Annotated in this window: 24 protein-coding genes; 16 read left to right on the forward strand and 8 right to left on the reverse strand. The window is 74.8% G+C overall.

From position 1 onward, the window contains the following. The first annotated feature begins 49 nt into the window (after nt 1-49). Nucleotides 50-721, forward strand: a complete 672-nt coding sequence (locus tag CUT83_RS29530; protein ID WP_277622951.1) for a futalosine hydrolase — start codon at nt 50-52, stop codon at nt 719-721. 58 nt (nt 722-779) lie between these two features. After that, nucleotides 780-1,613, forward strand: a complete 834-nt coding sequence (locus CUT83_RS29535; protein ID WP_101258902.1) for a 1,4-dihydroxy-6-naphtoate synthase — start codon at nt 780-782, stop codon at nt 1,611-1,613. A 54-nt stretch (nt 1,614-1,667) separates the two neighbouring features. Here CUT83_RS29535 and CUT83_RS31475 read toward each other — a convergent pair whose 3' ends face one another. Beyond that, on the reverse strand, nt 1,668-2,051 hold the full coding sequence (locus CUT83_RS31475) for a cold-shock protein (RefSeq protein ID WP_101258903.1): 384 nt from the start codon (nt 2,049-2,051) through the stop codon (nt 1,668-1,670). Between the two features lie 216 nt (nt 2,052-2,267). Between CUT83_RS31475 and CUT83_RS29545 the strand changes: the two genes are divergently transcribed. After that, on the forward strand, nt 2,268-2,510 hold the full coding sequence (locus tag CUT83_RS29545; protein ID WP_093846952.1) for a hypothetical protein: 243 nt from the start codon (nt 2,268-2,270) through the stop codon (nt 2,508-2,510). Nucleotides 2,511-2,623: 113 nt separating this feature from the next. On the opposite strand, the gene CUT83_RS29550 is transcribed toward CUT83_RS29545, so the two are convergent. Next, the gene (locus tag CUT83_RS29550; protein WP_420882498.1) at nt 2,624-3,259 is read right to left on the reverse strand and encodes an HAD family hydrolase; all 636 of its coding nucleotides are present in this window, start codon (nt 3,257-3,259) and stop codon (nt 2,624-2,626) included. 163 nt (nt 3,260-3,422) lie between these two features. On the opposite strand from CUT83_RS29550, the gene CUT83_RS29555 reads away from it, so the two are divergent. From CUT83_RS29555 to CUT83_RS29570, 4 genes are all read left to right on the forward strand, one after another. Further along, nucleotides 3,423-4,484 (forward strand): FecCD family ABC transporter permease, encoded by a 1,062-nt coding sequence (locus tag CUT83_RS29555; RefSeq protein ID WP_101258847.1) that lies wholly within the window; start codon nt 3,423-3,425, stop codon nt 4,482-4,484. A gap of 104 nt (nt 4,485-4,588) precedes the next feature. Beyond that, entirely contained in the window at nt 4,589-5,605 is a 1,017-nt protein-coding gene (locus CUT83_RS29560; RefSeq protein ID WP_240958476.1) for a FecCD family ABC transporter permease, read from the forward strand. Further along, on the forward strand, nt 5,602-6,510 hold the full coding sequence (locus CUT83_RS29565; RefSeq protein WP_101258849.1) for an ABC transporter ATP-binding protein: 909 nt from the start codon (nt 5,602-5,604) through the stop codon (nt 6,508-6,510). Before CUT83_RS29560 ends, CUT83_RS29565 begins: the two co-directional genes overlap by 4 nt. Then, a complete protein-coding gene (locus CUT83_RS29570; protein ID WP_101258850.1) occupies nt 6,507-7,487 on the forward strand; it encodes an ABC transporter substrate-binding protein in 981 nt (326 codons plus the stop codon). The genes CUT83_RS29565 and CUT83_RS29570 overlap by 4 nt, the downstream gene beginning before the upstream one ends. Before the next feature lie 103 nt (nt 7,488-7,590). On the opposite strand, the gene CUT83_RS29575 is transcribed toward CUT83_RS29570, so the two are convergent. Together CUT83_RS29575 and CUT83_RS29580 are read right to left on the reverse strand one after the other, a co-directional pair. Continuing rightward, the gene (locus CUT83_RS29575; protein WP_101258851.1) at nt 7,591-8,007 is read right to left on the reverse strand and encodes a DUF3592 domain-containing protein; all 417 of its coding nucleotides are present in this window, start codon (nt 8,005-8,007) and stop codon (nt 7,591-7,593) included. 52 nt (nt 8,008-8,059) lie between these two features. Then, complete coding sequence (locus CUT83_RS29580) at nt 8,060-9,148, reverse strand: hypothetical protein (protein ID WP_101258852.1); 1,089 nt, start codon at nt 9,146-9,148, stop codon at nt 8,060-8,062. Nucleotides 9,149-9,255: 107 nt separating this feature from the next. On the opposite strand from CUT83_RS29580, the gene CUT83_RS29585 reads away from it, so the two are divergent. The 7 genes from CUT83_RS29585 (at nt 9,256) to CUT83_RS30215 (ending at nt 16,145) form a co-directional block, all read left to right on the forward strand. Then, entirely contained in the window at nt 9,256-11,733 is a 2,478-nt protein-coding gene (locus CUT83_RS29585) for a helicase-associated domain-containing protein (RefSeq protein ID WP_101258853.1), read from the forward strand. Between the two features lie 79 nt (nt 11,734-11,812). Further along, nucleotides 11,813-12,304 (forward strand): hypothetical protein, encoded by a 492-nt coding sequence (locus CUT83_RS29590; RefSeq protein WP_101258854.1) that lies wholly within the window; start codon nt 11,813-11,815, stop codon nt 12,302-12,304. Then, entirely contained in the window at nt 12,301-12,654 is a 354-nt protein-coding gene (locus CUT83_RS29595; protein ID WP_101258855.1) for a hypothetical protein, read from the forward strand. Before CUT83_RS29590 ends, CUT83_RS29595 begins: the two co-directional genes overlap by 4 nt. A 221-nt stretch (nt 12,655-12,875) precedes the next feature. Continuing rightward, the gene (locus CUT83_RS29600; protein WP_101258856.1) at nt 12,876-14,540 is read left to right on the forward strand and encodes a DNA repair helicase XPB; all 1,665 of its coding nucleotides are present in this window, start codon (nt 12,876-12,878) and stop codon (nt 14,538-14,540) included. A 76-nt stretch (nt 14,541-14,616) separates the two neighbouring features. Continuing rightward, the gene (locus CUT83_RS31555; RefSeq protein WP_158239070.1) at nt 14,617-14,760 is read left to right on the forward strand and encodes a hypothetical protein; all 144 of its coding nucleotides are present in this window, start codon (nt 14,617-14,619) and stop codon (nt 14,758-14,760) included. 231 nt (nt 14,761-14,991) lie between these two features. After that, nucleotides 14,992-15,951, forward strand: a complete 960-nt coding sequence (locus CUT83_RS29605; protein ID WP_101258857.1) for a DUF2332 domain-containing protein — start codon at nt 14,992-14,994, stop codon at nt 15,949-15,951. A 50-nt stretch (nt 15,952-16,001) separates the two neighbouring features. Further along, nucleotides 16,002-16,145, forward strand: a complete 144-nt coding sequence (locus CUT83_RS30215) for a hypothetical protein (RefSeq protein WP_158239071.1) — start codon at nt 16,002-16,004, stop codon at nt 16,143-16,145. A 237-nt stretch (nt 16,146-16,382) separates the two neighbouring features. On the opposite strand, the gene CUT83_RS29615 is transcribed toward CUT83_RS30215, so the two are convergent. From CUT83_RS29615 to CUT83_RS31770, 3 genes are all read right to left on the reverse strand, one after another. Further along, complete coding sequence (locus tag CUT83_RS29615; protein WP_206282684.1) at nt 16,383-16,700, reverse strand: helix-turn-helix domain-containing protein; 318 nt, start codon at nt 16,698-16,700, stop codon at nt 16,383-16,385. 74 nt (nt 16,701-16,774) lie between these two features. After that, nucleotides 16,775-17,896, reverse strand: coding sequence for a glycosyltransferase 87 family protein (locus CUT83_RS29620; RefSeq protein WP_101258904.1), 1,122 nt, complete (start codon nt 17,894-17,896; stop codon nt 16,775-16,777). A gap of 282 nt (nt 17,897-18,178) precedes the next feature. Next, complete coding sequence (locus tag CUT83_RS31770) at nt 18,179-18,499, reverse strand: hypothetical protein (RefSeq protein WP_420882497.1); 321 nt, start codon at nt 18,497-18,499, stop codon at nt 18,179-18,181. A gap of 427 nt (nt 18,500-18,926) precedes the next feature. Between CUT83_RS31770 and CUT83_RS29630 the strand changes: the two genes are divergently transcribed. Further along, the gene (locus CUT83_RS29630; RefSeq protein WP_173915167.1) at nt 18,927-21,041 is read left to right on the forward strand and encodes a HelD family protein; all 2,115 of its coding nucleotides are present in this window, start codon (nt 18,927-18,929) and stop codon (nt 21,039-21,041) included. Next, a complete protein-coding gene (locus CUT83_RS29635) occupies nt 21,041-21,988 on the forward strand; it encodes an aldo/keto reductase (protein WP_240958440.1) in 948 nt (315 codons plus the stop codon). Before CUT83_RS29630 ends, CUT83_RS29635 begins: the two co-directional genes overlap by 1 nt. A 111-nt stretch (nt 21,989-22,099) precedes the next feature. Here CUT83_RS29635 and CUT83_RS29640 read toward each other — a convergent pair. Then, the coding region (locus CUT83_RS29640) for an RNA-guided endonuclease TnpB family protein (protein WP_143688532.1) at nt 22,100-22,572 on the reverse strand (473 nt) is incomplete at its 5' end.

The raw sequence follows: 22,572 nt of genomic DNA on the forward strand, positions 1-22,572 counted from the left end.
TACCGAGCCGTCCCGTCCCACCGGCGCGCCCGCCGCGGCCGCGGCGGTCCTGGTCGTCACGGCCGTGCCCGCCGAGCGTGACGCGGTGGCGGTCGCCTGCGCCCCGGCCGGCATCGACGTGCTGGCCGCCGGCGCCGGACCCGCCGCCGCGGCGGCCCGTACCGCCGTGGCGCTGGAGCGCGGCTCGGCGCGGGGCCGCCCGTACGGCCTGGTGATCTCGGCGGGCATCGGCGGCGGCTTCGCCCCACTGGCCCCGGTCGGTTCGGTGGCCGTCGCCTCCGAGATCACCGCCGCGGACCTGGGAGCCGAGACCCCGGCCGGGCCCGAGCCCTTCGCCTCGGTGGCCGAGCTGGGCTTCGGCACCACCGTCCATCTGCCGCCCGAGGCGCTGTCGCGGGCCGTCGCCGAGGCCGCCGGCGCGGCGCTGGGCCCGGTGCTGACGGTCTCCACGGCCACCGGCACCGCCGAGCGGGCCGCGCTGCTGGCGCGCAGGCATCCGGGCGCGCTGGCCGAGGCGATGGAGGGCTTCGGGGTCGCGGAGGCCGCGGCGGCCTGCGGCGGGGTACCCGTACTGGAGGTCCGCGCCGTCTCCAACGCGGTGGGCCCGCGCGACCGCGCCGCCTGGCGGTTCGCGGAGGCGCTGGACGCCCTGACCGCGGCCTTCGGCAGGATCGTGCCCGTACTCGACGGTTGGAGGGACCTTGACCGGCTCCGGCAATGACGGCACTGACGGAACCAGCGGGACCGGCGGGGCCGGCGGGACCGGGCGTCCGCTGCGGATCGCCTACTCCCCCTGCCCCAACGACACCTTCGTCTTCCACGCCTGGGCGCACGGCCTGGTGCCGGGCGCGCCGGAGCTGGACGTGACGTTCGCCGACATCGACGTCACCAACGGCATGGCCGAGCGCGGCGAGCTGGACGTGCTGAAGGTCTCCTACGCCGTTCTGCCGTGGGTGCTGGACGAGTACGCGCTGCTGCCGTGCGGGGGCGCGCTGGGGCGCGGCTGCGGCCCGCTGGTGCTCACCCGCGGGCCGGGCGCGGAGGCGGATCTGAGCGGCGCGACGGTGGCGGTGCCGAGCGAGCGCTCGACGGCGTACCTGCTGTTCCGGCTGTGGGCGGCCGAGCGGGTGCCGGGCGGGGTCGGGGAGATCGCCGTGCTGCCCTTCCACGAGATCATGCCCGCCGTGCGCGACGGCCGGGTGGACGCCGGACTGGTCATCCACGAGGCCCGCTTCACCTACCAGGACTACGGCCTGCACAAGCTCGCCGACATGGGCGAGTACTGGGAGGACACCACCGGGCTGCCGATCCCGCTGGGCGCGATCATCGCCAGGCGCTCGCTGGGCGCGCCGGTGCTGCGGGCGCTGGCCGAGGCGGCCCGCACCTCGGTGCGGATGGCGTGGAACGACCCCGTGGCGTCACGGCCCTACGTGCTGGAGCACGCCCAGGAGATGGACCCCTCGGTCGCGGACCGGCACATCGGGCTGTACGTCAACGAGTTCACCGCCGGCCTCGGCGAGGGCGGCTACGCGGCGGTGCGCGGGCTGCTCACGCGCGCCGCGGCCGAGGAGCTGGTGCCGCCCCTGGGCCCCGGCGCGCTGGACTTCGTGTAGGTGGTGGCGGTGGCGCCGGCCGGGCCCTTACGGGGTGCGCGGCCGGGCGCCCGGTCAGACGTCGAGCTGGTCGGCCACGACGCGGAGCATGCCGGCGATCTTGTGGCCGTGCTGGCGGTCGGGGTAGCGGCCCCGCTCCAGCTGCTGCGCGACCCCGTCCAGCAGGGTGGTGAGGTCCTGAACGATCGACGCCAGCTCGTCCGGCTTGCGGCGCTGGGCGGCGGCCACGGAGGGGGCCGGGTCCAGCAGGGTGACGGAGAGGGCCTGGTCGCCGCGCTGGCCCGCGACGACCCCGAACTCGACGCGCTGACCGGGCCGCAGCGCGGTCACCCCGGACGGGAGCACCGACGAATGCACGAAGACGTCACCGCCGTCGTCGCGGGAGAGGAAGCCGAAACCCTTCTCACTGTTGAACCACTTGACCTTGCCGGTAGGCACGTCTGTCCTCGTCCTCGTAATTCGTCCGGATGCCCGGGCTACGACCTGTCGGGAAAACAACGACTTCTTGAAAGGCAACGGTTCCGCACAAGACCACGGCGGGCCGCATGACCCGCCGTCACCAAGACTAATGATCCACTCCCCGGTGACAAGACGCCCCGGGCGCCGTCTCCCCCGTGTCCCGCGCGTGTCTTCACACGGAACTACCCTGTCCTGGTGACCAGTGAAACGTCCCGCGCGGGAGATCTGCTCGTCCGCATCGGCGCCGTCGTCTTCGTCGTCGGCGCGGTGGCCACCCTCGCGACCATCACCCCCCTGTTCCTCGGCTCCGACCCGCTGCCCACGGCCGCGTACCTCGTCAGCATGCTGATGGGCGTCGGCTTCGCCGTCGCCGGCGCCGGGGTGCTGCGGTCGATCGCGGTGCAGCGCCGCGAGGCGCGCGAGGCGGCCCGCCGGTAGGTACCGGCTCCGGGCCGGGTACGGACCGGGTACGGGCCGGGTACGGGCCGGGTACGGGCCGGGTACGGGCCGGGTACGGGCCGGGTACGGACCGGCCGCGGGCCGGGTACGGCTCAGGCGGCCCGGGCCGCCGCGTACGCCTCCAGCCAGGCGGGGAAGGCCGTCAGGTCCTCCAGCACCACGTCGGCCCCCGCCTGTCGCAGCTCCGCCGCGCCGCACGGGCCCGTCGGCACCGCCACCGACAGGGCCCCGGCCGCCCGCGCCCCGCGCACGTCGCCCAGATGGTCCCCGACGTAGACGCCGGCGCCGTGCTCGACCAGCGCCTCGGCCTTGGCCTCCGCCCACAGCCATCCGATCACCGCGTCCGGCTCGATGCCCAGGTGGTCGAGGTGGAGCTTGGCACTGGGCTCGTGCTTGGCGGTGACCACGATCGCCGTGCCGCCCGCCCGCCGGACCGCCTCCACCGCCTCACGGGCGCCGGGCATGGGCAGGGTCGGCTCGATGGCGTGGCTCACGTACAGCTCGCGGTAGCGGACGGCGGCCTCGTCGATCGCCTCCTCGGCGAACCAGTGCGCCAGCTCGGCCTCCAGCGGCGGCCCGAGGCGGGTGACGGCCAGGTCGGCGTCGATGTGGGTGCCGGTCTCGGCGGCCAGGGCCAGATAGGTCGCCCGGATGCCGGGGCGCGAGTCGATCAGCGTCATGTCCAGGTCGAAGCCGACCGTCACCGCACGAGATGCCATACCCCACATTGTGCACTCCGTGACATGGGTGGTTAGGCTCGCCTAACCTTGGCTGGCCGGTTCTGCGGCTTCCGTGGCGCGGAGCCGGTCCTGTCCCGTCCTGTCCCGTCCCCGTCCTGTCCCGTCCCCGCCCTTGAGCTCCCGTCCGCCCGCACACCGTCCGAGGTCGCAGATGCCCACCGCCCCAGCACCCGCCGCGCCCGGCCGGCCGGTGGCCGGTCCGCGCCGCGCGCGGACGGCCCGCCGGCCGGTCGCGGTGGCCGCGGTCTCGGCCGCCCTGGCCCTGGCCGTGCTGCTGAGCCTGGCCGTCGGCAGCCGCGCCATCGCGCCGGACGCGGTGTACGAGGCGCTGGTGCACGGCGGCGACGGCCCCGCCGCCCAGGTGGTGCGGACCATGCGCGCCCCGCGCACCCTGCTGGCGGTGCTGGTCGGCGCCGCGCTCGGGCTGGCCGGCTGCGTGATGCAGGGCCTGACCCGCAACCCCATCGCCGAGCCCGGCATCCTCGGCGTCAGCCAGGGCGCGGCACTGGGTGTCGTCCTGGCCATCGCCTTCGCCGGGGTGCACACGCTCTCCGGATACGTCTGGTTCGCCTTCGCCGGCGCGGGCGTCGCGGGGACGGCCGTCTACGCGATCGCCGCCCGGGGCCGCGAGGGGGCCACACCGGTACGCCTGGCACTGGCCGGGGCCGCCGTCAACGCGCTGCTGTACTCGGTGGTGGCGGGGGTGCTGACGACGCGGGCCGCGGCCCTGGACGAGTTCCGCTTCTGGCAGGTCGGCTCGGTCGCCGGGCGCGACACGGAGGTGATCGGGCAGGTATTGCCGTTCCTGGCGACGGGCGCGCTGCTGGTGATGGCCGTCGCGCGCGGTCTGGACGCCCTGGCGCTGGGCGAGGACATGGCCAGGGGCCTGGGGCAGAACACCGCGGCCGTACGGATCACCGGCGGCCTCGGGGCCACCGTCCTGACCGGCGCCGGGGTCGCCGCCGCCGGGCCCATCGCCTTCGTCGGCCTGGCCGTCCCCCATCTGGCCCGCGCCCTCGTCGGCTCCGACCACCGCTGGCTGCTGCCGGTGGCCGCGCTGCTGGGCCCGGTGGTGCTGCTGGTGGCGGATGTCGCCGGGCGGATCGTGGTGCCGCCGGGCGAGGTGCCCGCGGGCGTGATGACGGCGCTGATCGGCGTGCCGTTCCTGGTGGCGCTGGTGCGCGGCCGGGCCGGGAAGGCGGTGGGGCCGTGACCGCGCCCGACACCGTGAGCGACACGCCCCGAGAGACGCCGGGCCGCGAGGCGCCGGGCCGCGAAACGCACCGCGAGACGCCCGTCAGACCCCCGGGGTACGGCCTGCTGCGCCGCGGGCGCGCCTCGTTCCTGCTCCACCGCCGCTCGGTCGCGGTGGTGGCAGCCCTCGCCGCCGCGCTGGCCGCGGCCGTCGTCACGTCGCTCTGCCTCGGCGAGACCGCCACCGCGCCCACCGAGGTGGTGCGGGTGCTGCTGGGGCTGCCGTCCCCGGAGGAGCTGGTCGTGGGCACGCTGCGGCTGCCGCGCGTGGTCCTCGGGCTGATGGTGGGCGCCGCGCTCGGGGTGGCGGGCGGGCTGATCCAGACCGTCGCCCGCAACCCCCTGGCCAGCCCGGAGATCATCGGCGTCACCCACGGCGCCGCCGCCGTGACCGTCGGCGCGATGACCTTCGGCCTGACCTCGTACGCCCTGCTGCCCTACCTCTCCGTGGCGGGCGGGATGCTCGCCGCCGCGCTGGTCTACGTCTTCGCCTGGCGGCGCGGTCTGAGCGCGGCCCGCTTCGTCCTGATCGGCCTGGGCTTCTCCGTCGCACTGCGCTCGCTCACCCAACTGTTCATGACCAAGGGCGACTTCCTCGCCGCCCAGCAGGCCCAGGTGTGGCTGACCGGCTCGCTCAACGGACGCGGCTGGGAGCAGGCCGGGCCCCTGGGCTGGGCGCTGCTGGCCGTGCTGCCCGCCGTGCTGTGGTGCGCCCGCGCCCAGCGGCAGGCGGCGCTGGACGACGACACCGCCACCGCCCTGGGGGTGCGGCTGGGCCGCGTCCGGCTGGGGCTGGCGGCCACCGGCGTCGTCCTGGCCTCGGTGGCCACCGGCGCGGCCGGGCCGGTGGACTTCGTGGCGCTGCTCTCCCCGCAGATCGCCCGCCGGCTGACGCGCACCGCGCAGATCCCGCTGCTCGCCACGGCCCTGCTGGGCGCCTTCACCGTCACCCTCGGCGACCTGCTGGCCCGCAGGCTCCTGGCGCCGGTGGAGCTGCCGGTCGGGGTGCTGACGGCGGCGATCGGGGCGCCCTACCTCGTCTGGCTGATCGCCCGCGGCCGCACCGGAGGAAGACCATGACGGACACCACCTCGCCCGGCGGGACCACGGCGGACGGCGGACCCAAAGCGCCGGGTACGCCCGGCGCGCCCGCGAGCCGGCTGTCGGCCCGCGGCCTGACCCTCGCCTACGAGAGCCGCACGGTCGTCGACGGCCTCGACCTCGACGTGCCCGACGGCCGCGTCACCGTCGTCGTCGGGCCCAACGCATGCGGCAAGTCCACCCTGCTGCGTGCGCTGGGCCGGCTGCTGCGGCCCCGGCGCGGCGCGGTGCTGCTGGACGGCCGGGAGCTGGACCGCCTGCCCACCCGCGCGGTCGCCCGCTCCCTCGGGCTGCTCCCCCAGGCGCCGGTCGCACCCGAGGCGATCACCGTCGGCGACCTCGTCGCCCGGGGCCGCCAGCCCCACCAGCGCTGGTGGCAGCAGTGGTCGGAGGCCGACGAGCGAGCCGTCACCGACGCCATGGACAGCACCGGCGTCACCGGGCTGGCCGACCGGGCCGTGGACGAACTGTCGGGCGGACAGCGGCAGCGCGTGTGGATCGCCATGGCGCTCGCCCAGGAGACCGAGCTGCTGCTGCTCGACGAGCCGACGACGTACCTCGACATCGCCCACCAGGTGGAGGTCCTCGACCTGGTGCGGCGGCTCAACCGGGAGCGGGGCCGCACGGTCGTGATGGTCCTGCACGACCTCAACCAGGCCGCCCGCTACGCCGACCACCTCGTCGCGATGCGCGGGGGCCGGATCGTCGCGCAGGGGCCGCCGGACCGGGCCGTCACCGCCGACCTGGTCCGCGAGGTCTTCGGCCTGGAGGCCGTGGTGGTGCCCGACCCGGTGACGGGCGGTCCGCTCGTCGTCCCCGGTGCGCCTGCTTCCGCGGCCGCCCCCGCCACCGTCCCCGTCAGCACGCGAAAGGCGACACCATGACCCTCACCCGCCGCCGTACGACCGCCGCCGGCGCCACCGCGCTGGCCTGTGTCCTCGCCCTCGCCCTGTCCGCCTGCGGCGGGGAGAGCGGCGCCGCCTCCGGGGAGACCCGGAAGGTGATGACCGCCCACGGGGAGGTCGAGGTCCCCGCCGAGCCCGAGCGCGTGGTCGTCCTCGACACCGCCGAGCTGGACTCGGCCATCACCCTGGGCGTCAAGCCCGTCGGCTCCACCCGCTCCGACGTGGCCTCCGGCTTCCTGAAGTACCTGCCCAAGGAGAAGGTCGAGGGCATCGAGAACGTCGGCAACATCGCCGCGCCCAACCTGGAGAAGATCGCGGCGCTCGAGCCGGACCTGATCCTGGGCAGCGACATCCGCGACAAGGACCGCTACGACGAGCTGTCGAAGATCGCCCCGACCGTCTTCACCGAGACCACCGGCGCGCCCTGGAAGCAGAACTTCCTGGTCCACGCCAACGCCCTCAACCGGCAGGACGAGGCGGAGAAGGTCATCGACGCCTACGAGGCGAAGACGGCCGAGGTCACCGAGGCGCTCGGCGGACCGGAGAAGGCCCGGAAGCTGACGGTGAGCGTCGTCCGCTTCGTCGAGGGCGCCGACACCCGCGTCTACGGCAGGCAGAACTACATCGGCTCCATCCTCGCCGACATCGGCGTGAGCCGTCCGGCCATCGCCGACAAGGCCCCCGACGGCTTCTCGGTCGACGTCAGCCCGGAGAAGGTCGACCAGGGCGACGCGGACGTCGTCCTCTACACCTCCTACGGCGACCCGGCGAAGTCCGGCGAGGACAAGGCCGTCGGCGGCGCGCTGTGGAAGAGCATGGAGGCGGTGGAGAACGGCCGCGCCCACCGCGTGGACGACGAGACCTGGATCCAGGGCATCGGCTACACGGCCGCCGACACGATCCTGGAGGAGATGAAGGAGCTGCTGCCCAAGGGCTCCGGCACCTCCGAGGGCTGATCTCCGGCCCCGTCCACCGGCCGGGCGGGGCGGCGGCCGCCGACCCTGCGTCGGTGCGCCCCCACCCGGCCCGGCGGACGGCCCTCCCCTCGGATCTCAGGTCTCAGATCGCCATCGACAGGTAGTGGATCCCGATGGCACCGAAGGCCAGGCCGACGCCGATCGGCACCAGGCCGAGGACATACACGCCCCTGGGCGGCATCTCGCCGTTCACCACCGCTGCCGCCCTGCCCCGCGGGTCGTAGCGGACCTCGGCGGTCTCCCCTATGCGGACGGGTATGACCGGGTGGGCACCGGTCGACGCGAGGCGCCGCTCGCCGTCCTCGTCCTCATAGGCGACGATGCCGGACACCCAGCCGCCCGACGTCCAGCGCATGTCCACGCACTCGCCCACCGTGCGGACGCCGGTCCTCCCTCTGGCGAACCTGCCGTTCCGCACAAGCGGCACCAGGAGTTTCACCCCCATGAGCCCGAGACCGGCGCTCAGCAGGGTGAAAAGAAGGCCCAGGAACTCCTCCAACGCCTCTCCCCCGTCCTCTTCTCTCTCCCCGTCTCCTCGGCCACCGCTCTCCCTACCCCCTAGGCCGCCGCGCCCGCCACAGCAGGTAGAGGGCGCTGGCGACGGCCGCGGCGCGCAGCGCCCAGGGCCAGGATGCGGTGATCGCCTCGCCCAGCGCGCCCTCGGCTATCGGCTCCCCCCAGCGGCCCTCGGTGCGGCCCCACAGCCACACCAGCCCGGCGGCCGCGACCGTACCGGGCACGACCGTCACCGCCCACTTGGCCTCCTGGCGGCTCAGCCGGGGCGACCACCAGGCGGCCAGCCATCCCAGGCCCAGCGGAATCAGCGAGCCCATCACCGCGCCCGCCACCAGCAGTGCGGCGGCCGCCAGCTCCACGGCCCCGCCGACGCGCGGCACACGGGCCGCCCGCGGTGCGCCGCCCGCCGTCTTCGCGGTGCGCGGGCGCAGCGGGCGCGGCAGGCGCGCCCACCGGCTCCGCCCGGGTGCGGCCGGGGTCTCGTCCACCGCGTCGGCGTCGGCGTCGGCGGCCTGCGCGGCCTCCGCCCTCCGCCGCGCCTCCTCCTGCTCCTTCTCCTTCTCCAGGTCCGGCGGGGGCTCGAGCACCTCCGGCAGCTCGATCCCGCCGTCGAAGCCGCCGACCGGACGCCGGCCACCCGGCGCGTACCGGGGGGCGGCCGGCCCCTCGCGCCACCAGTCGGGATCGCTCTCCTCGGGGCCCAGTTCGTGGGCGGGTGCGAGGTGGGGCGGCGAGGCGGCGGTCGACCACTCCGGCGGTTTCGGCGGCTTCGGTGACTTCGGCTGCCTCGACAGTTTCCGCAGCGGGTCACCGCCGCCCGCCACCGGACCGCCCTCCGGGGCCTCCCGCGCCGGCCGGTGCTCCACCGGCCCGTGCTCCCTGGGCTGCGGCACGGAGACGCCCGTGTCCGCGACCACGTCCTCCGGCCGCCCGATGCCGTCCAGGATCCGGCGCACCCCGGCCGCGGTGTGCGCGCCGCCCGCCTCGGCGCGGCGCCGTTCGATGTCGGCGCGCACCCCGGCCACCAGACGCGCCCGCTCGGCGGCCGTCATGGCCGTGCCGTGCGCCAGATCCCCGATCCGGCTCAGATAGTCGAAGACCAGCTGTTCGCTCTCAATCCCCACCCGACACCTCAGCGGCTACTGGTCCCTGGCATCCGTACGCCACGACCGTACCCTCGCCGTCCGCGCGCGGAACCGGTTGTCCACAGGCTGCCGGTACCGTTGGACGGATGACGACAGAGCCCGCAGCAGAGCGCCGAGCGGCTCCCCGCACGCTCGCCGACGAGCTGCGCTCCCGCCCCGACGACGCGCTCGCCGCTCTGCTGCGGGCGCGCCCGGACCTGCTCTCCCCCGTCCCCGGCGATCTCTCCCAGCTCGCCACCCGCGCGGGCGCCCGCACCTCGGTGCTGCGGGCGCTGGAGCGGCTGGACCGCTTCGCCCTCCAGGTCGCCGAGGCGCTGGCCGTGGCGCCCGACCCCTGCCCGTACGGGGAGCTGGCCGCCCTGCTGCCCGGCGGGGAGGACGAACTGCCGCGCGCGCTGGGTCTGCTGCGCGAGCGGGCGATCGTCTGGGGCGGCGACGACCGGCTGCGCCTGGTGCGCACCGCCCGCGAGCTGCTCGCCCCGTCCGCGTCACGCCCTTCCCCCACCGGTCTGGGCCCGTCCCTGGCCGAGGCCACCGCGGGGATGTCGCCCGGCCGCCTCCAGGAGATCCTGACCGCCGCCGGGCTGCCCACCACCCACGACCCGGTGAGCGCGCTGGAGTCCCTGACCTCGCTCTTCGGCGACCGGGAGCGGATGGACGCCCTGCTGGAGCAGGCGCCCGAGGAGGCACGGGCCATGCTCGCCAAGCTGGTGTGGGGCCCGCCCTACGGCGAGGTCTCCGAGATCCCCTCCCCGCCGGTCCGCTGGCTGCTGGACCGCGCCCTGCTGCTGCCGGCCGCGCCCCGCACGGTCGTACTGCCCCGGGAGGCGGCCCTGCACCTGCGCGGCGGCCGCGCCCACCGCCGCCCGGAGCCGCTGCCGCCGCCCGTCGGGCCCGGCCGCGCCCGCACACCGGCGGTGGCGGACTCCGCCGGGGCGGGCCAGGCGCTGGCGGCGCTGGCGGCCGTCGAGGAGCTGCTGGAGCTGTGGAGCACGGAGACCGGCGCGCCGCCGGTGCTGCGCTCCGGCGGCCTGGGAGTGCGGGACCTCAAGCGCACCGCCGTCGCGCTCGACGTGTCCGAGCCGGTCGCCGCCTTCTGGATCGAGCTGGCCTACGCCGCCGGGCTGCTGGCCTCCGACGGCGAGGAGGGCGAGCGGTACGCGCCCACCCCCGCCTACGACACGTGGCTGGAGCAGCCGCCCGAGCGGCGCTGGACGCACCTGGCCCGCGCCTGGCTGGCGGCCACCCGGCTGGCCGGGCTGGTCGGCGGGCGCGACGCCCGCAGCCGGACGCTCGGCGCGCTCGGCCCCGGTCTGGACCGCGGTCCCGCGCCCGAGCTGCGCCGCCACACTCTGGGCCTGCTGGCCGCCGAGCCGGCGGGAACGGCCCCGGAGGCCGACGCGGTGGCCGCCCGGCTGGACTGGGAGTGCCCGCTGCGCGGCGGCGCGGAGCTGCGCGGCCGGATCGTGCGGTGGACGCTGACGGAGGCGGAGCTGCTGGGCGTGACCGGGCGCGGCGCACTCACCTCGTACGCGCGCCCCCTGCTGGACGAGTACGCCGCCGACGCGGACGGAACCGACGCGGACACGGCGGGACCGGAACCCGGAGCGGCCGGCCCGGAGGCCGCCGCGTCCCTCCTGGCCCCGCTCCTGCCCGAGCCGCTGGACCACGTCCTGCTCCAGGCCGACCTGACGGCCGTGGCGCCGGGGCCGCTGCGCCGCCATCTGGCCGAGACGCTGAACACCCTGGCCGACGTGGAGTCCAAGGGCGGCGCGACGGTCTACCGCTTCACCCCCGAGTCGGTGCGCCGCGCCCTCGACGCGGGCCACGGCGCCGGTGACCTGCACGCCTTCCTGGCCGCCCACTCCCGCACGCCCGTCCCGCAGCCGCTGGCGTACCTGATCGACGACGTGGCGCGGCGGCACGGGCGGCTGCGGGTGGGCGCGGCCGGCTCCTACGTCCGCTGCGACGACGACACGCTGCTCGCCGAGATCGCCGCCGACCGCCGCGCCGCCTCCCTGGGGCTGCGGTTGCTGGCGCCGACGGTGCTGGCCGCCCAGGCGGACCCGGCCACCCTGCTGGAGCGGCTGCGCGCCATGGGGTACGCGCCGGCCGCCGAGTCGGCCGGGGGCGATGTGGTGGTCCACCGCGCCGACGCCCTGCGCACCCCGCCGCGCACCGCGCCCGAGCCGGTGCCGGACGGCCCGCCCGCCCCCGGCGCCCCGCTGCTGGCCGCCGCCGTACGCGCCATCCGCTCGGGGGACGTGGCGGCCGGCGGGGCACCGCCCCGGCCCCGCCGTCCCGTCCCGGCCGCTCCCGGCGGCCCGCCGCCGCGCACGCCCGCGGCCGACACCCTGGCCGTCCTGCGCGCCGCCGCCCGGCACGGGACGGCGGTGCGGATCGGCCACGTGGACGCCGACGGCACCGCCGGTGAGCGCGTCGTCGAGCCCGTCCGCGTCGAGGGCGGCTTCGTCACGGCGTACGACCACACCGCCGAGGAGGTCCGCACCTACCCGCTGCACCGCGTCACGGGCGCGGCGGCCCTGACGTACACCGACGGCTGATCCCGGCCCATGCACCCGTACGGGTGTACGGGAGTGAATTCACTGGATCCCCCATGACTTCTGAAGTACTTTCCAAGTCATGACCGCAACCCCCGTCGAAGCCAACTTCTCCGAGCTGATCCAGAAGCCCAAGGACACCGTCGCCCGCATGCAGACCGACATACGCAAGGGCATCCGGCTGCACCGGCGGGACGACGAGGACCTCTACCTGACCACTGCCGCCAAGGCCGACGAGGCCGTGCAGGTGGTGGACTCCACGACCCGCATGTTCGTCGCGCTGATGAAGGAGGAACCGCACGCGGTCGACCTGCTCACCAGAGCCTTCCCCGAGGCGTTCCCCTGGGTCCGGTTCCTGCCGGAGGGCTCCGTCCGGCAGTTCCTGATCGAGTTCGTCGAGACGGCCCGGGCCAGCACCGATCTGGGGACGGTGGGACCGATCGCCCAGGTGATAACGGAGTGGAAGCACACCGCCGAGGTGTATGCCGACCCTGAACTGCACAAGGCTCTGACCACCGACCACGGCGACGAGGACTTCGGTCCCGTCGGCGCACCGGAGGCGGGGGACACGTGAGCCTGGGCAAGGGGGATCCGGTACCGCCTCCTCCCGGCAAGGGGGAGTTCCACATCAGGTTCGGCAACCGGGAAGCCGCTGTGGGTTGGCGGGAGCTGTGCAAGAAAGCACCGGGCAACACGCTCGTCGCGTGGCAGGCGATGCGCACCGGTCCAGCTCCGGTGCCGCCTACACAGCGGCACCATCGTCTGAAAGGCGATCTGGCCAACGGCACCCGGAACGGCAAGGCCCTGCCTCAGTGGCAGATCGAGGTTACGGGCGGCGGGCGGCTCTGGTATCTGTTCGACGAAGGCGAGCAGACGTGCTGGCTGGCCCTGGCCAGAACGGGCCACCCACGCCAGACCGATTGACCAAGTGCCCTTGGGAGGTCGTGACCGCGCGCTCTTTCTTCTTGCCTCTCATGACATGGGCAGCGGCCCGCACCCTTGGGTTCGCACCGTCCGGTCGGCTGACGGCCGCCGCGGGGCAGCCGTCTGTCGGCCGGATGGGGCACACTGGACGGTCGGCCCGTGCGCCGGGTGTGCGCCGACCGCGCGCCGACCGAGCAGCCGAAAGCAGGAGGAGCCCCACCGTGACCGGACCGCTCATCGTCCAGAGCGACAAGACCCTGCTGCTGGAGGTCGACCACGAGCAGGCCGACGACTGCCGCCGCGCCATCGCGCCCTTCGCCGAGCTGGAGCGGGCCCCCGAGCACATCCACACCTACCGGCTCACCCCGCTGGGCCTGTGGAACGCCCGCGCCGCCGGGCACGACGCCGAGCAGGTCGTCGACGCCCTGGTCACCCACTCCCGCTACCCGGTGCCGCACGCGCTGCTGGTGGACGTGGCCGAGACGATGGACCGCTACGGCCGGCTGCGGCTGCTCAAGCACCCCACCCATGGGCTGGTCCTGGAGTCCTCCGACCGGCCGGTGCTGGAGGAGATCCTGCGCTCCAAGCGGATCCAGCCGCTGGTCGGCGCCCGCATCGATCCCGACACCGTCGCCGTCCACCCCTCCGAGCGCGGCCAGATCAAGCAGGCGCTGCTCAAGCTCGGCTGGCCCGCCGAGGACCTGGCCGGCTACGTGGACGGCGAGGCGCACCCGATCGAGCTGACCGAGGACGGCTGGGCGCTGCGCCCCTACCAGAGGCAGGCCGTGGAGAACTTCTGGCACGGCGGCTCCGGAGTCGTCGTGCTGCCCTGCGGCGCGGGCAAGACGCTGGTGGGCGCGGGCGCGATGGCCACGGCGAAGGCCACCACGCTGATCCTGGTGACCAACACCGTCTCCGCCCGGCAGTGGAAGAGCGAGCTGGTGCGGCGCACCTCGCTGACGGAGAGCGAGGTCGGCGAGTACAGCGGCGCGAAGAAGGAGATCCGCCCCGTCACCATCGCCACGTACCAGGTGCTGACGACGAAGCGGAAGGGCGTCTACCCGCACCTGGAGCTGTTCGACTCCCGCGACTGGGGCCTGATCGTCTACGACGAGGTGCACCTGCTGCCGGCCCCGGTGTTCAAGTTCACCGCCGACCTCCAGGCCCGCCGCCGCATCGGCCTGACGGCCACGCTGGTGCGCGAGGACGGCCGCGAGTCCGACGTCTTCTCCCTCATCGGCCCCAAGCGCTTCGACGCCCCCTGGAAGGAGATCGAGGCGCAGGGCTACATCGCCCCGGCCGACTGCGTGGAGGTCCGCGTGGACCTCACCGAGTCCGAGCGGCTGGCGTACGCGACGGCCGAGTCGGACGAGAAGTACCGCTTCTGCTCCACCACGGCCTCCAAGCAGCGCGTCACCGAGGCGCTGGTGCGCCGCCACGCCGGGCAGCAGACGCTCGTCATCGGCCAGTACATCGACCAGCTCGACGAGCTGGGCGAGCACCTGGACGCGCCCGTGATCAAGGGCGACACCGGCAACGCGCAGCGCGAGAAACTGTTCGACGCCTTCCGCTCGGGCGAGCTGTCGGTGCTGGTGGTCTCCAAGGTCGCCAACTTCTCCATCGACCTGCCCGAGGCCACCGTCGCCATCCAGGTCTCGGGCACCTTCGGCTCCCGCCAGGAGGAGGCCCAGCGCCTGGGCCGGGTGCTGCGCCCGAAGGCGGACGGCCACGAGGCCCGCTTCTACTCGGTCGTCGCCCGCGACACCGTCGACCAGGACTTCGCGGCCCACCGCCAGCGCTTCCTGGCCGAGCAGGGCTACGCCTACCGCATCGTGGACGCCTCCGAACTGCTGGCGGGCGACGAGGAGCCCGGCGAGGTCGGATAGCCTCCCCGACTTCCCCGACTTCCCCGGCTTCACCGGCCTCACCGCGGGGCGAGGGACGAGCGGGCCATCACATCCGGTGCGCCTGTGCGCGCACCACTTCTCCCGCGGCGCGTGGCCGGAGAAGGACGCGCTGCTGCGCGACGCGGGACGGCCGGCGGGCATCCCGGGGGTGCCGGCCCACGGCCGGGCCGATCCGAGCAGCCCGTTCGACACCGTGTAGGAGCCGGCCCGCGCCCGGCCGGACGCGGAGCTGACGTCGCCGCCGCCGAGGGCCACCTCGGCGGCGCCACCACCCGCACCTGCTTCCTGAACGCACTGGACCGCTTCGCGGCGCGGTGACCGCTTTGCCGGTGGCGATGGCGCCGGCGGTGACTCCCGCGGCCGTGTGAGGTGACGGACACTCCGTCCGAACCCCTCGTACGGCCCCGCTCGCCGTGCCCATGATCGGTTCATGGACACGGCAGAGCGGTACCGGCGGTTCGCGGAACGGGAGGCCCGGGGCCACTCCCCGAGCTACGAGGAGCTGGCCGGGGCGATCGCCCGCGACGGCCGCCTGACGGCCCTGATCGACCGGCTGCCCGAGCCGAAACGGCAGCCGAACCTGCTGCTGGGCGCGGCACGTTTCCTCGGCGGCCCCACCGGCGACCCCGCCTCGTTCCGCCCCTGGCTGCTCGACCACTGGGACGAGGTGCGGGCGGTCGTACTGGAACGCCGCACCCAGACCAACGAGCCCGGCCGGTGCGCCGTACTGCTGCCGCTGCTGGCGGCCCTGCCCCAGCCACTGGCCCTGATCGAGGTCGGCGCCTCCGCCGGGCTGTGCCTGTACCCCGACCGCTACCGGTACTCCTACGACGGCCGGCCCGCGTTCGGCCCGGACGGCGGCCCGGTCACCCTGGACTGCCGCACGGCCGGTCCCGTACCGCTTCCCGCCCGGCCGCCGACGGTCGTCTGGCGGGCCGGGACGGACCTCAACCCCCTCGACGTGAGCGACGACGGCGACGTCCACTGGCTGGAGTGCCTGGTCTGGCCGGAGCAGACGCACCGGCTGCGGCGGCTGCGTGACGCCGTCCGCGTCGCCCGCGCCGAACCCCCGCACCTGGTGCGCGGGGACCTCAACGAGACCGTCCGCGATCTGGTCGCCTCGGCCCCGGCGGGCGCCACGCCGGTGGTCTTCCACAGCGCGGTGCTGGCCTATCTGCCGCCCGGAGCGCGAGATGCCTTCGCCGGGACGATGCGTGCCCTGCCCGCCCACTGGGTCTCCAACGAGTCCCCCGGCACCCTGCCCTCCGTCGCCGAGCGCCTGCCCCGCCCGGCGCCCGCCGATCGCGCCTCGTTCGTCCTGGCCCTGGACGAACGCCCGGTGGCCTTCACGGGCCCGCACGGCCAGTCCCTGGAGTGGCTGAAAACCTGACCGGCCCGCTCCGCCCCCGCTGCCTTTGCGGCGGACGAGAGGAGATCCCCGTGGCCGACGCCGACTCACGCGACCCCGCCGAGCGGACTCGCGCCCTACTGCGCGAGTGGAACGGCTACGACCCCACCGAGGACGAGGCGCGGCGTCTGGACGAGGAACTGGACAGACGCCTGGCCGAAGCCATGGGCCGGTGACCGGCACTCAGAAGTACACAGGTCTGCCCTGCTGGACAAAACCGGTACGTGACCGACTACTCCACCCCGCCTTCCTCCGCAAGATACGGTGAGAAGTCACCTCGGTCGCACGTCGTGCCTGCGGCTGCTTGTTCCAAGCCATCGAGGATGCGCACCCACAGCACCGGGATCTGTCTCATGGGCTCCTCCCACTCCTCGGTCAGAGCCACCACGCCTCCGTCTGCGCTTTGTATGTCGTCATGCCGCATGCGCCACAGAGGTCACCAGGGTCTCCTCATCCTCGACGGACAGGTCCAACCTGGCATCGAGGGCATGGGCCAGCGCGCGCAGCAGGGCGACGGTGGGAGTCACCGCCCCTCCCTCGATCCGCTCGACCTCGGCCTCCGTCATTCCCGCCCGATGCGCGAGCTGCCCCTGCGTGAACCCGAGCGCGGTGCGGCGGTCGTACACGGCCTGCCCCAGCGCGATGGCCGCGCCGGCCTCGACGTAGGCGGGATCGGCGCGGTGTTCGTCCGGAACCGGCCACCGTGTTCGGTATCCCCTGTGCACGGCCACCCCTCTCATCCGTCCGTCCAACGCCGCGGGGAACGGAAAGGATGCGGCCCCGGCACCGCGCGGGGGCCGGGGCGTCATCCGGTGGGCCGGGGGCTCTCCCGTCGCAGGCGCCACGCCGCGTAGGCCATCAGGGCCAGGGCCAGGGGCGCGTACGGGGAGGCGAGCGGCTGCTGCCACCAGGGCAGGTGGAGGTCGAGGTCGCCGGAGTGGGGGACGAGCCAGTGCGTGCGGGCCGTGAAGAGCACGGCGACGACGCCCGCGGCGTACAGCGGCCACCGGTGGGACGGCGAGGCGGCGGCCGCCATGACGGCGAGCAGCGGCACGCACCACACCCAGTGGTGGGACCAGCTGATCGGCGAGACCAGCACCGCCGTGCCCGCGACGGCCAGCACCCCCCAGCTCTCCCGCCCGCGCAGATGGGCGCGGCGGGCCAGCCACAGGCCCAGCAGCCCGGCGGCGGCCGCGGGCACGGCCCACCACAGACCGGGCTCGGGGGTATGCAGGAGGCGGGCGGCCGCTCCCTGGAGGGACTGGTTGTCGACGATCCACGCCTTGCCGACGCGGCCGGTCTCGAACATCCGCCGCGTCCAGAACTCCACGCTCGCGCCCGGCAGGACGGCCGCGCCGAGCGCCGCCGTCCCCGCGAAGCCCGCCAGCGCCGTCAGTCCGGCGCGGACGCGGCCGGTCAGCAGCAGATGGACGGCGAAGATCGCGGGGGTGAGCTTGATCCCGGCCGCGACGCCGATGGCCAGGCCCTTGCCGCGGGCGCCGTCCGGGCGGCCGAGGTCCCACAGGACCAGGCAGGCCAGGGCGAGGTTGATCTGCCCGAAGAACATGGTCTGGAAGACCGGCTCCAGCCACAGGCCGACCGCCGTGGTGGCGATCAGCAGGGCGGGGGAGGTGCGCCGTCCGGCCAGGCGCAGGGAGAGGTGGACCAGCAGGGTCAGCAGTACGACGTTGCCGGCCGCGAAGAGGATCTGGACGGCGGGCAGGGGCAGCAGGGCGGTGGGGACGAACAGCAGCGCGGCGAAGGGCGGGTAGGTGGCGGGCAGGTCCCACTCGGTGACGGTGAAGCCGTACAGGTCGCGCCTCTCGACGACGGCCTGCCCCTCGGCGCGGTAGACGAGCACGTCCACCAGGAAGCCGGGTTGCGCCGCGCAGACCGCCGCGAGCGCGGCGAGGGAGAGAGCGAGCAGGGCGGCGGCCGCCCGGGTGCGGCGGTCGCCGAGCGCGCCGAGCGCGGCGCGTATCCGGGCGCGGGCAGCGGTACGGCTGCCGCGTGCGGCGCGGGCCGGGCGTCCGGCGCCGGTGTCAGCAGCGGGGCCGGTGTCGGCGCCGGTACCGGTCTCGGGTGTGGGCGCAGCCGGCACTCGGCCACCTCCTGGGTTCCGGTCCGTCGGTCGACGGTCGTCTCTCGGTCGTCCGCGGCCACCGCCGCGGGGCGACCCTAGCCGACGGTCCGGTGCGCCCGGCCGGTGTCAGGCGCGGGTCGCGGGCTCGTGCGCTCTGCCGTCGTGCGCGCTGCCGCCGCGCGGCCCGCTGTCGCGGTCCCGGTCCCGGTCCGTGCCCTGTTCCGTGCCCTGCTCCCGGTCCTCTTCGCGCGCCTCCGCGTAGTCGCCGAGGACCGCGACGTCGAACGCGGCGGCGGCGAAGACGGAGATCGCCCGGACGGCGTCGCCCAGCAGATGGCGGCGGTGGCGGTGGCCGCCGTCGCCGCTCCGTGCGTCGAGTGCGGCGAGCGCGGTGGCGCCCGTGGACCGGCCGCCGGCTGTCTGGGGAGGGATGGGGGTGCTGTTCATGGCTCCACGGGTTCGCAGTAGTTTCGCCCTATTGGTCCATATCCATCCTAGGTCTCACCACGGCTTTCCTCCGCCCGCAACCCGGCCCGTCCACCCTCCCCGCGTACGGGGGAAATCGTTCGCCCGCCGGGACGAGCGGGGCTAGAATCACGCGTCTCCCGCCTCCCGCGCCACGACACCGCGGGCGTGCGTTCCGCATGCCCGTGTGCCGCCGTGCCGCCGGGAAGGAGCCGACCGGTCGGTACCGGCCGGCGGACCGCGCTCCCGGCGGCCGTGCCCCCGTCACCTCCGGCGGCCCGCACGACCCCGCCGTCGTACGCGGTCCCCTCCGACCCCGTCGTCCACCGCACCCGGCGTGCGGCGCGGCCGCACGTCCGAGCGGCTCGCCGTACCGCCGTCGTGCGCGCTTTCCGCAGGAGGCCACAACGTGCCCGCGCACGCCCCCGACCCGCACGCCCCCAACGCCCCCGGCCCGCTCGAACGCGAACGCGCCCACCTGGCCGCCTCGCGCACCGCGCTGCGCGCCATGCGCCATGACGTCGAGTCGCTCGACATCAGGAACGTCACCGCCAACTGGGTGAACGCCGAGGTGCTCCAGCGCCAGATCGACGCCCGGATCGAGGCCCTGGCCGACCTCGCCGACACCCCGCTGTTCTTCGGCCGCCTGGACTACACGGACTTTCCGAGCCCTCCGGGCTCCCCCGCCGTACCGGAGGAAGACATTCCGGAAGCGGCCCGGTACTACATCGGCCGCCGCCACGTGCACGACGCCGACGGCGACCCGATGGTCGTCGACTGGCGCGCCCCCGTCTCCCGGCCCTTCTACCGCGCCTCCAAGAAGGACCCGCAGGGCGTCGGCCTGCGCCGCCGCTTCGGCTACACCGGCGGCGAGCTGACCGCGTACGAGGACGAGCGCCTGTCCGACCCGGACGAGGACGAGAAGGCCGGTGCACTGCTCAGGCGCGAGATCGAGCGCCCGCGCGTCGGCCCGATGCGCGACATCGTGGCCACCATCCAGCCCGAGCAGGACGAGATCGTCCGTACCGGCGTCGACGGCACCGTGTGCGTCCAGGGAGCGCCGGGCACCGGCAAGACGGCCGTCGGCCTGCACCGCGTGGCCTATCTGCTCTACGCGCACCGCGAGCGCCTGGCCCGCACCGGGACGCTGGTCATCGGACCCAACCGGTCCTTCCTGCGCTACATCGAGCAGGTCCTGCCGGCACTGGGCGAGCTGGCGGTGCGGCAGGCCACCGTGGAGGACCTGGTCACCGAGGCGACGGGCGTGGAGGCGCGCGGCACCGACGATCCGGAGGCCGCCCGGATCAAGGGCGACGCCCGTATGGCCGAGGTGCTGCGCCGCGCGGTCCGCTCGGGCGTGACGATGCCGGCCGAGCCGTGCGTCGTCGTCCGCGGCTCGCGCCGCTGGCGCGTCCCGGCGTACGAACTGGAGGAGATCGTCCGCGAGCTGCTGGAGCGCGGCATCCGCCACGGCGCCGCCCGCGAGGCCCTGCCGCAGCGCGTCGCGCACGCCGTGCTGACGCGCATGGAGCGCTCGGGCGAGGCCCCCGACGACCGGGTGCAGAACGCGGTGGCACGCAACACGGCGGTGAAGGCCCTGGTCAAGGCCGTGTGGCCGGAGGTCGATCCGGCGAGGCTGGTGCTGCGGCTGCTGTCGGACGACGGCTTCCTGGCCGAGTGCTCCGAAGGCGTCCTCACCGACGAGGAGCGCAAGGCGATCCTGTGGACGAAACCGCCGCGCGGGGTGCGTTCGGCGAAGTGGTCGGCCGCCGACGCCGTACTGATCGACGAGGCCACCGACCTGGTGCGGCGCACCCCCTCGCTCGGCCACGTCGTCCTGGACGAGGCGCAGGACCTCTCCCCCATGCAGTACCGGGCGGTGGGCCGCCGCTGCACCACCGGATCGGCGACGGTGCTGGGCGACCTGGCGCAGGGCACCACGCCGTGGGCGACCGCGAGCTGGGCCGAGGCCCTGTCCCACCTGGGCAAACCGGACGCGGCGGTGGAGGAGCTGACCCGGGGCTTCCGTGTGCCGCGCGAGGTCATCGCCTACGCCTCCCGGCTGCTGCCGCACATCGCGCCGGGCCTGTCCGAGGCGACCTCGATCCGCGACGCGGCCGGCTCCCTGCGGGTACGGGCGGTGGCGGTGGAGGAGCTGGACGGCGCGGTGGTGGACGCCTGCCGCGAGGCGCTGGAGCGCGAGGGCTCGATCGGCCTGATCGCCGCCGACGCCCGCGTCCCCGCCCTGGCCTCGGCCCTGGAGGCCGCCGGCATCCCCCACCTCGCCCCGGGGACGGAGACGGACGCCGACGCCCGCCTCACCCTCGTCCCGGCGAACCTGGCCAAGGGCCTGGAGTACGACCACGTGGTCCTGGACGAACCGGCCGCCGTCGTCGACGGCGAACCGGACGAGCGCACCGGCCTGCGCCGCCTGTACGTCTGCCTCACCCGCGCGGTCTCCGGCCTCACGGTCGTCCACGCGACCCCCCTGCCCGAGCCGCTGCGCGACGGGGGCGACGCCTGATGGGGCGTCCGACGGAGCACCGGGCGGCACACCTCCGCGCGGACGCCGCGGGCACCTGGACACTCGGTGACCTGACGGTCAACAGGATGGGCCTGGGTGCCATGCGGCTGACGGGAAGCGGAGCCTTCCACGACGGCACACCCAGCAACCGCGACCGGGCGGTCGCCGTACTGCGCCGCGCCGTCCACGAGTTCGGCGTGAACCACATCGACACCGCCGCCTTCTACTTCTCCTCCCTGCGCTCGGCCAACGAGCTGATCAACCGGGCGCTGGCCCCCTACCCCGACGGCCTGGTCATCACCACCAAGGTCTGGCCGGGCCGCGACCCGTCGGGCCAGTGGTGGTGGGCCCGGCCCGAGCAGCTGCGCGGCCAGGTCGAGGAGAACATCCGCCAACTCGGCCTGGACCACCTGGACGTGGTCAACCTGCGCGTCCCGCCCAGCCGGAGGGACGGCTCGATCGCCGAGCACTTCGGCGCGCTGGCGCGACTGCGCGAGGCCGGACTCATACGCCACCTCGGCATCTCCAACGCCACGGCCGCACAGCTGGCGGAGGCGCGGGCCATAGCGCCGGTGGTGTGCGTGCAGAACGCCTACGGTCTGGGCGCCGCCGACACCAGGGACCGCGAACTGCTTCGGTTCTGCGGGGAGTCGGGCATCGCGTTCGTGCCGTTCTTCGCGATCGTCGGGAAGCGGCGCGAGGCGGGCGCGGGCGGGAGCGGCACCGAGGACGGGCCCGAGGGCGAGGCCGTACGCGCCGTGGCCCGGGCGCACGGAGCGACGCCCGCGCAGGTGCGGCTGGCCTGGACGCTGAGGCAGGGCCCGCACGTCCTGGCCATACCCGGCACCGGTGACCCGGATCACCTCACGGAGAACGTCGCGGCGGGCTCGCTTCGGCTGACGGGCGACGAGACGACCCGCCTCGATCCTCCGGCGTCCCGGAACTGACCGCGCGCGGTCCGCTGCGGCGCGGAGACAACCACCGGCCCGGCGGGGGCGTCCTGTCCGGTGGAGAGGGGAGAGAGTTGACTTCCTCCCCCTCCTGAAGGAGGGGGATTCCTACGGCTCGCGCCGTGGGGTTTTCTGCTTCATCGCCGACTGCCCGCCCGGAGTACTCCGTTGAGGTCTTACACCAGCTCCACAGACAGACGCCGTCAGCCCGACGGCCAGGATGTTCTTCGCCGCGTTCACGTCCCGGTCGTGGGCCGTCCCGCAGTCGCACGTCCAGGTGCGGACGTTCAGCGGCATCTTGTCCTGCAAGGTGCCGCAGGTCGAGCACAGCCTGGAGGAGGGGAACCATCGGTCGATCGCGATCACCTCGCGGCCGTACCACTGGGCCTTGTACTCCAGCATGCTCCGGAATTCCGACCAGGCCGCGTCGCTGATGGCGCGGGCCAGGCTCCGGTTCTTCACCATGTTCCGGACGGTGAGGTCCTCGATCACGATCGTTTGGTTTTCACGAACGAGCCGAGTGGTGAGCTTGTGCAGGTGGTCACGCCTGCGGTCGGTGATGCGGGCGTAGACCTCGGCAG

This window comes from Streptomyces barkulensis (assembly GCF_002843305.1).
GTDB classification, from domain to species: Bacteria; Actinomycetota; Actinomycetes; order Streptomycetales; family Streptomycetaceae; genus Streptomyces; species Streptomyces barkulensis.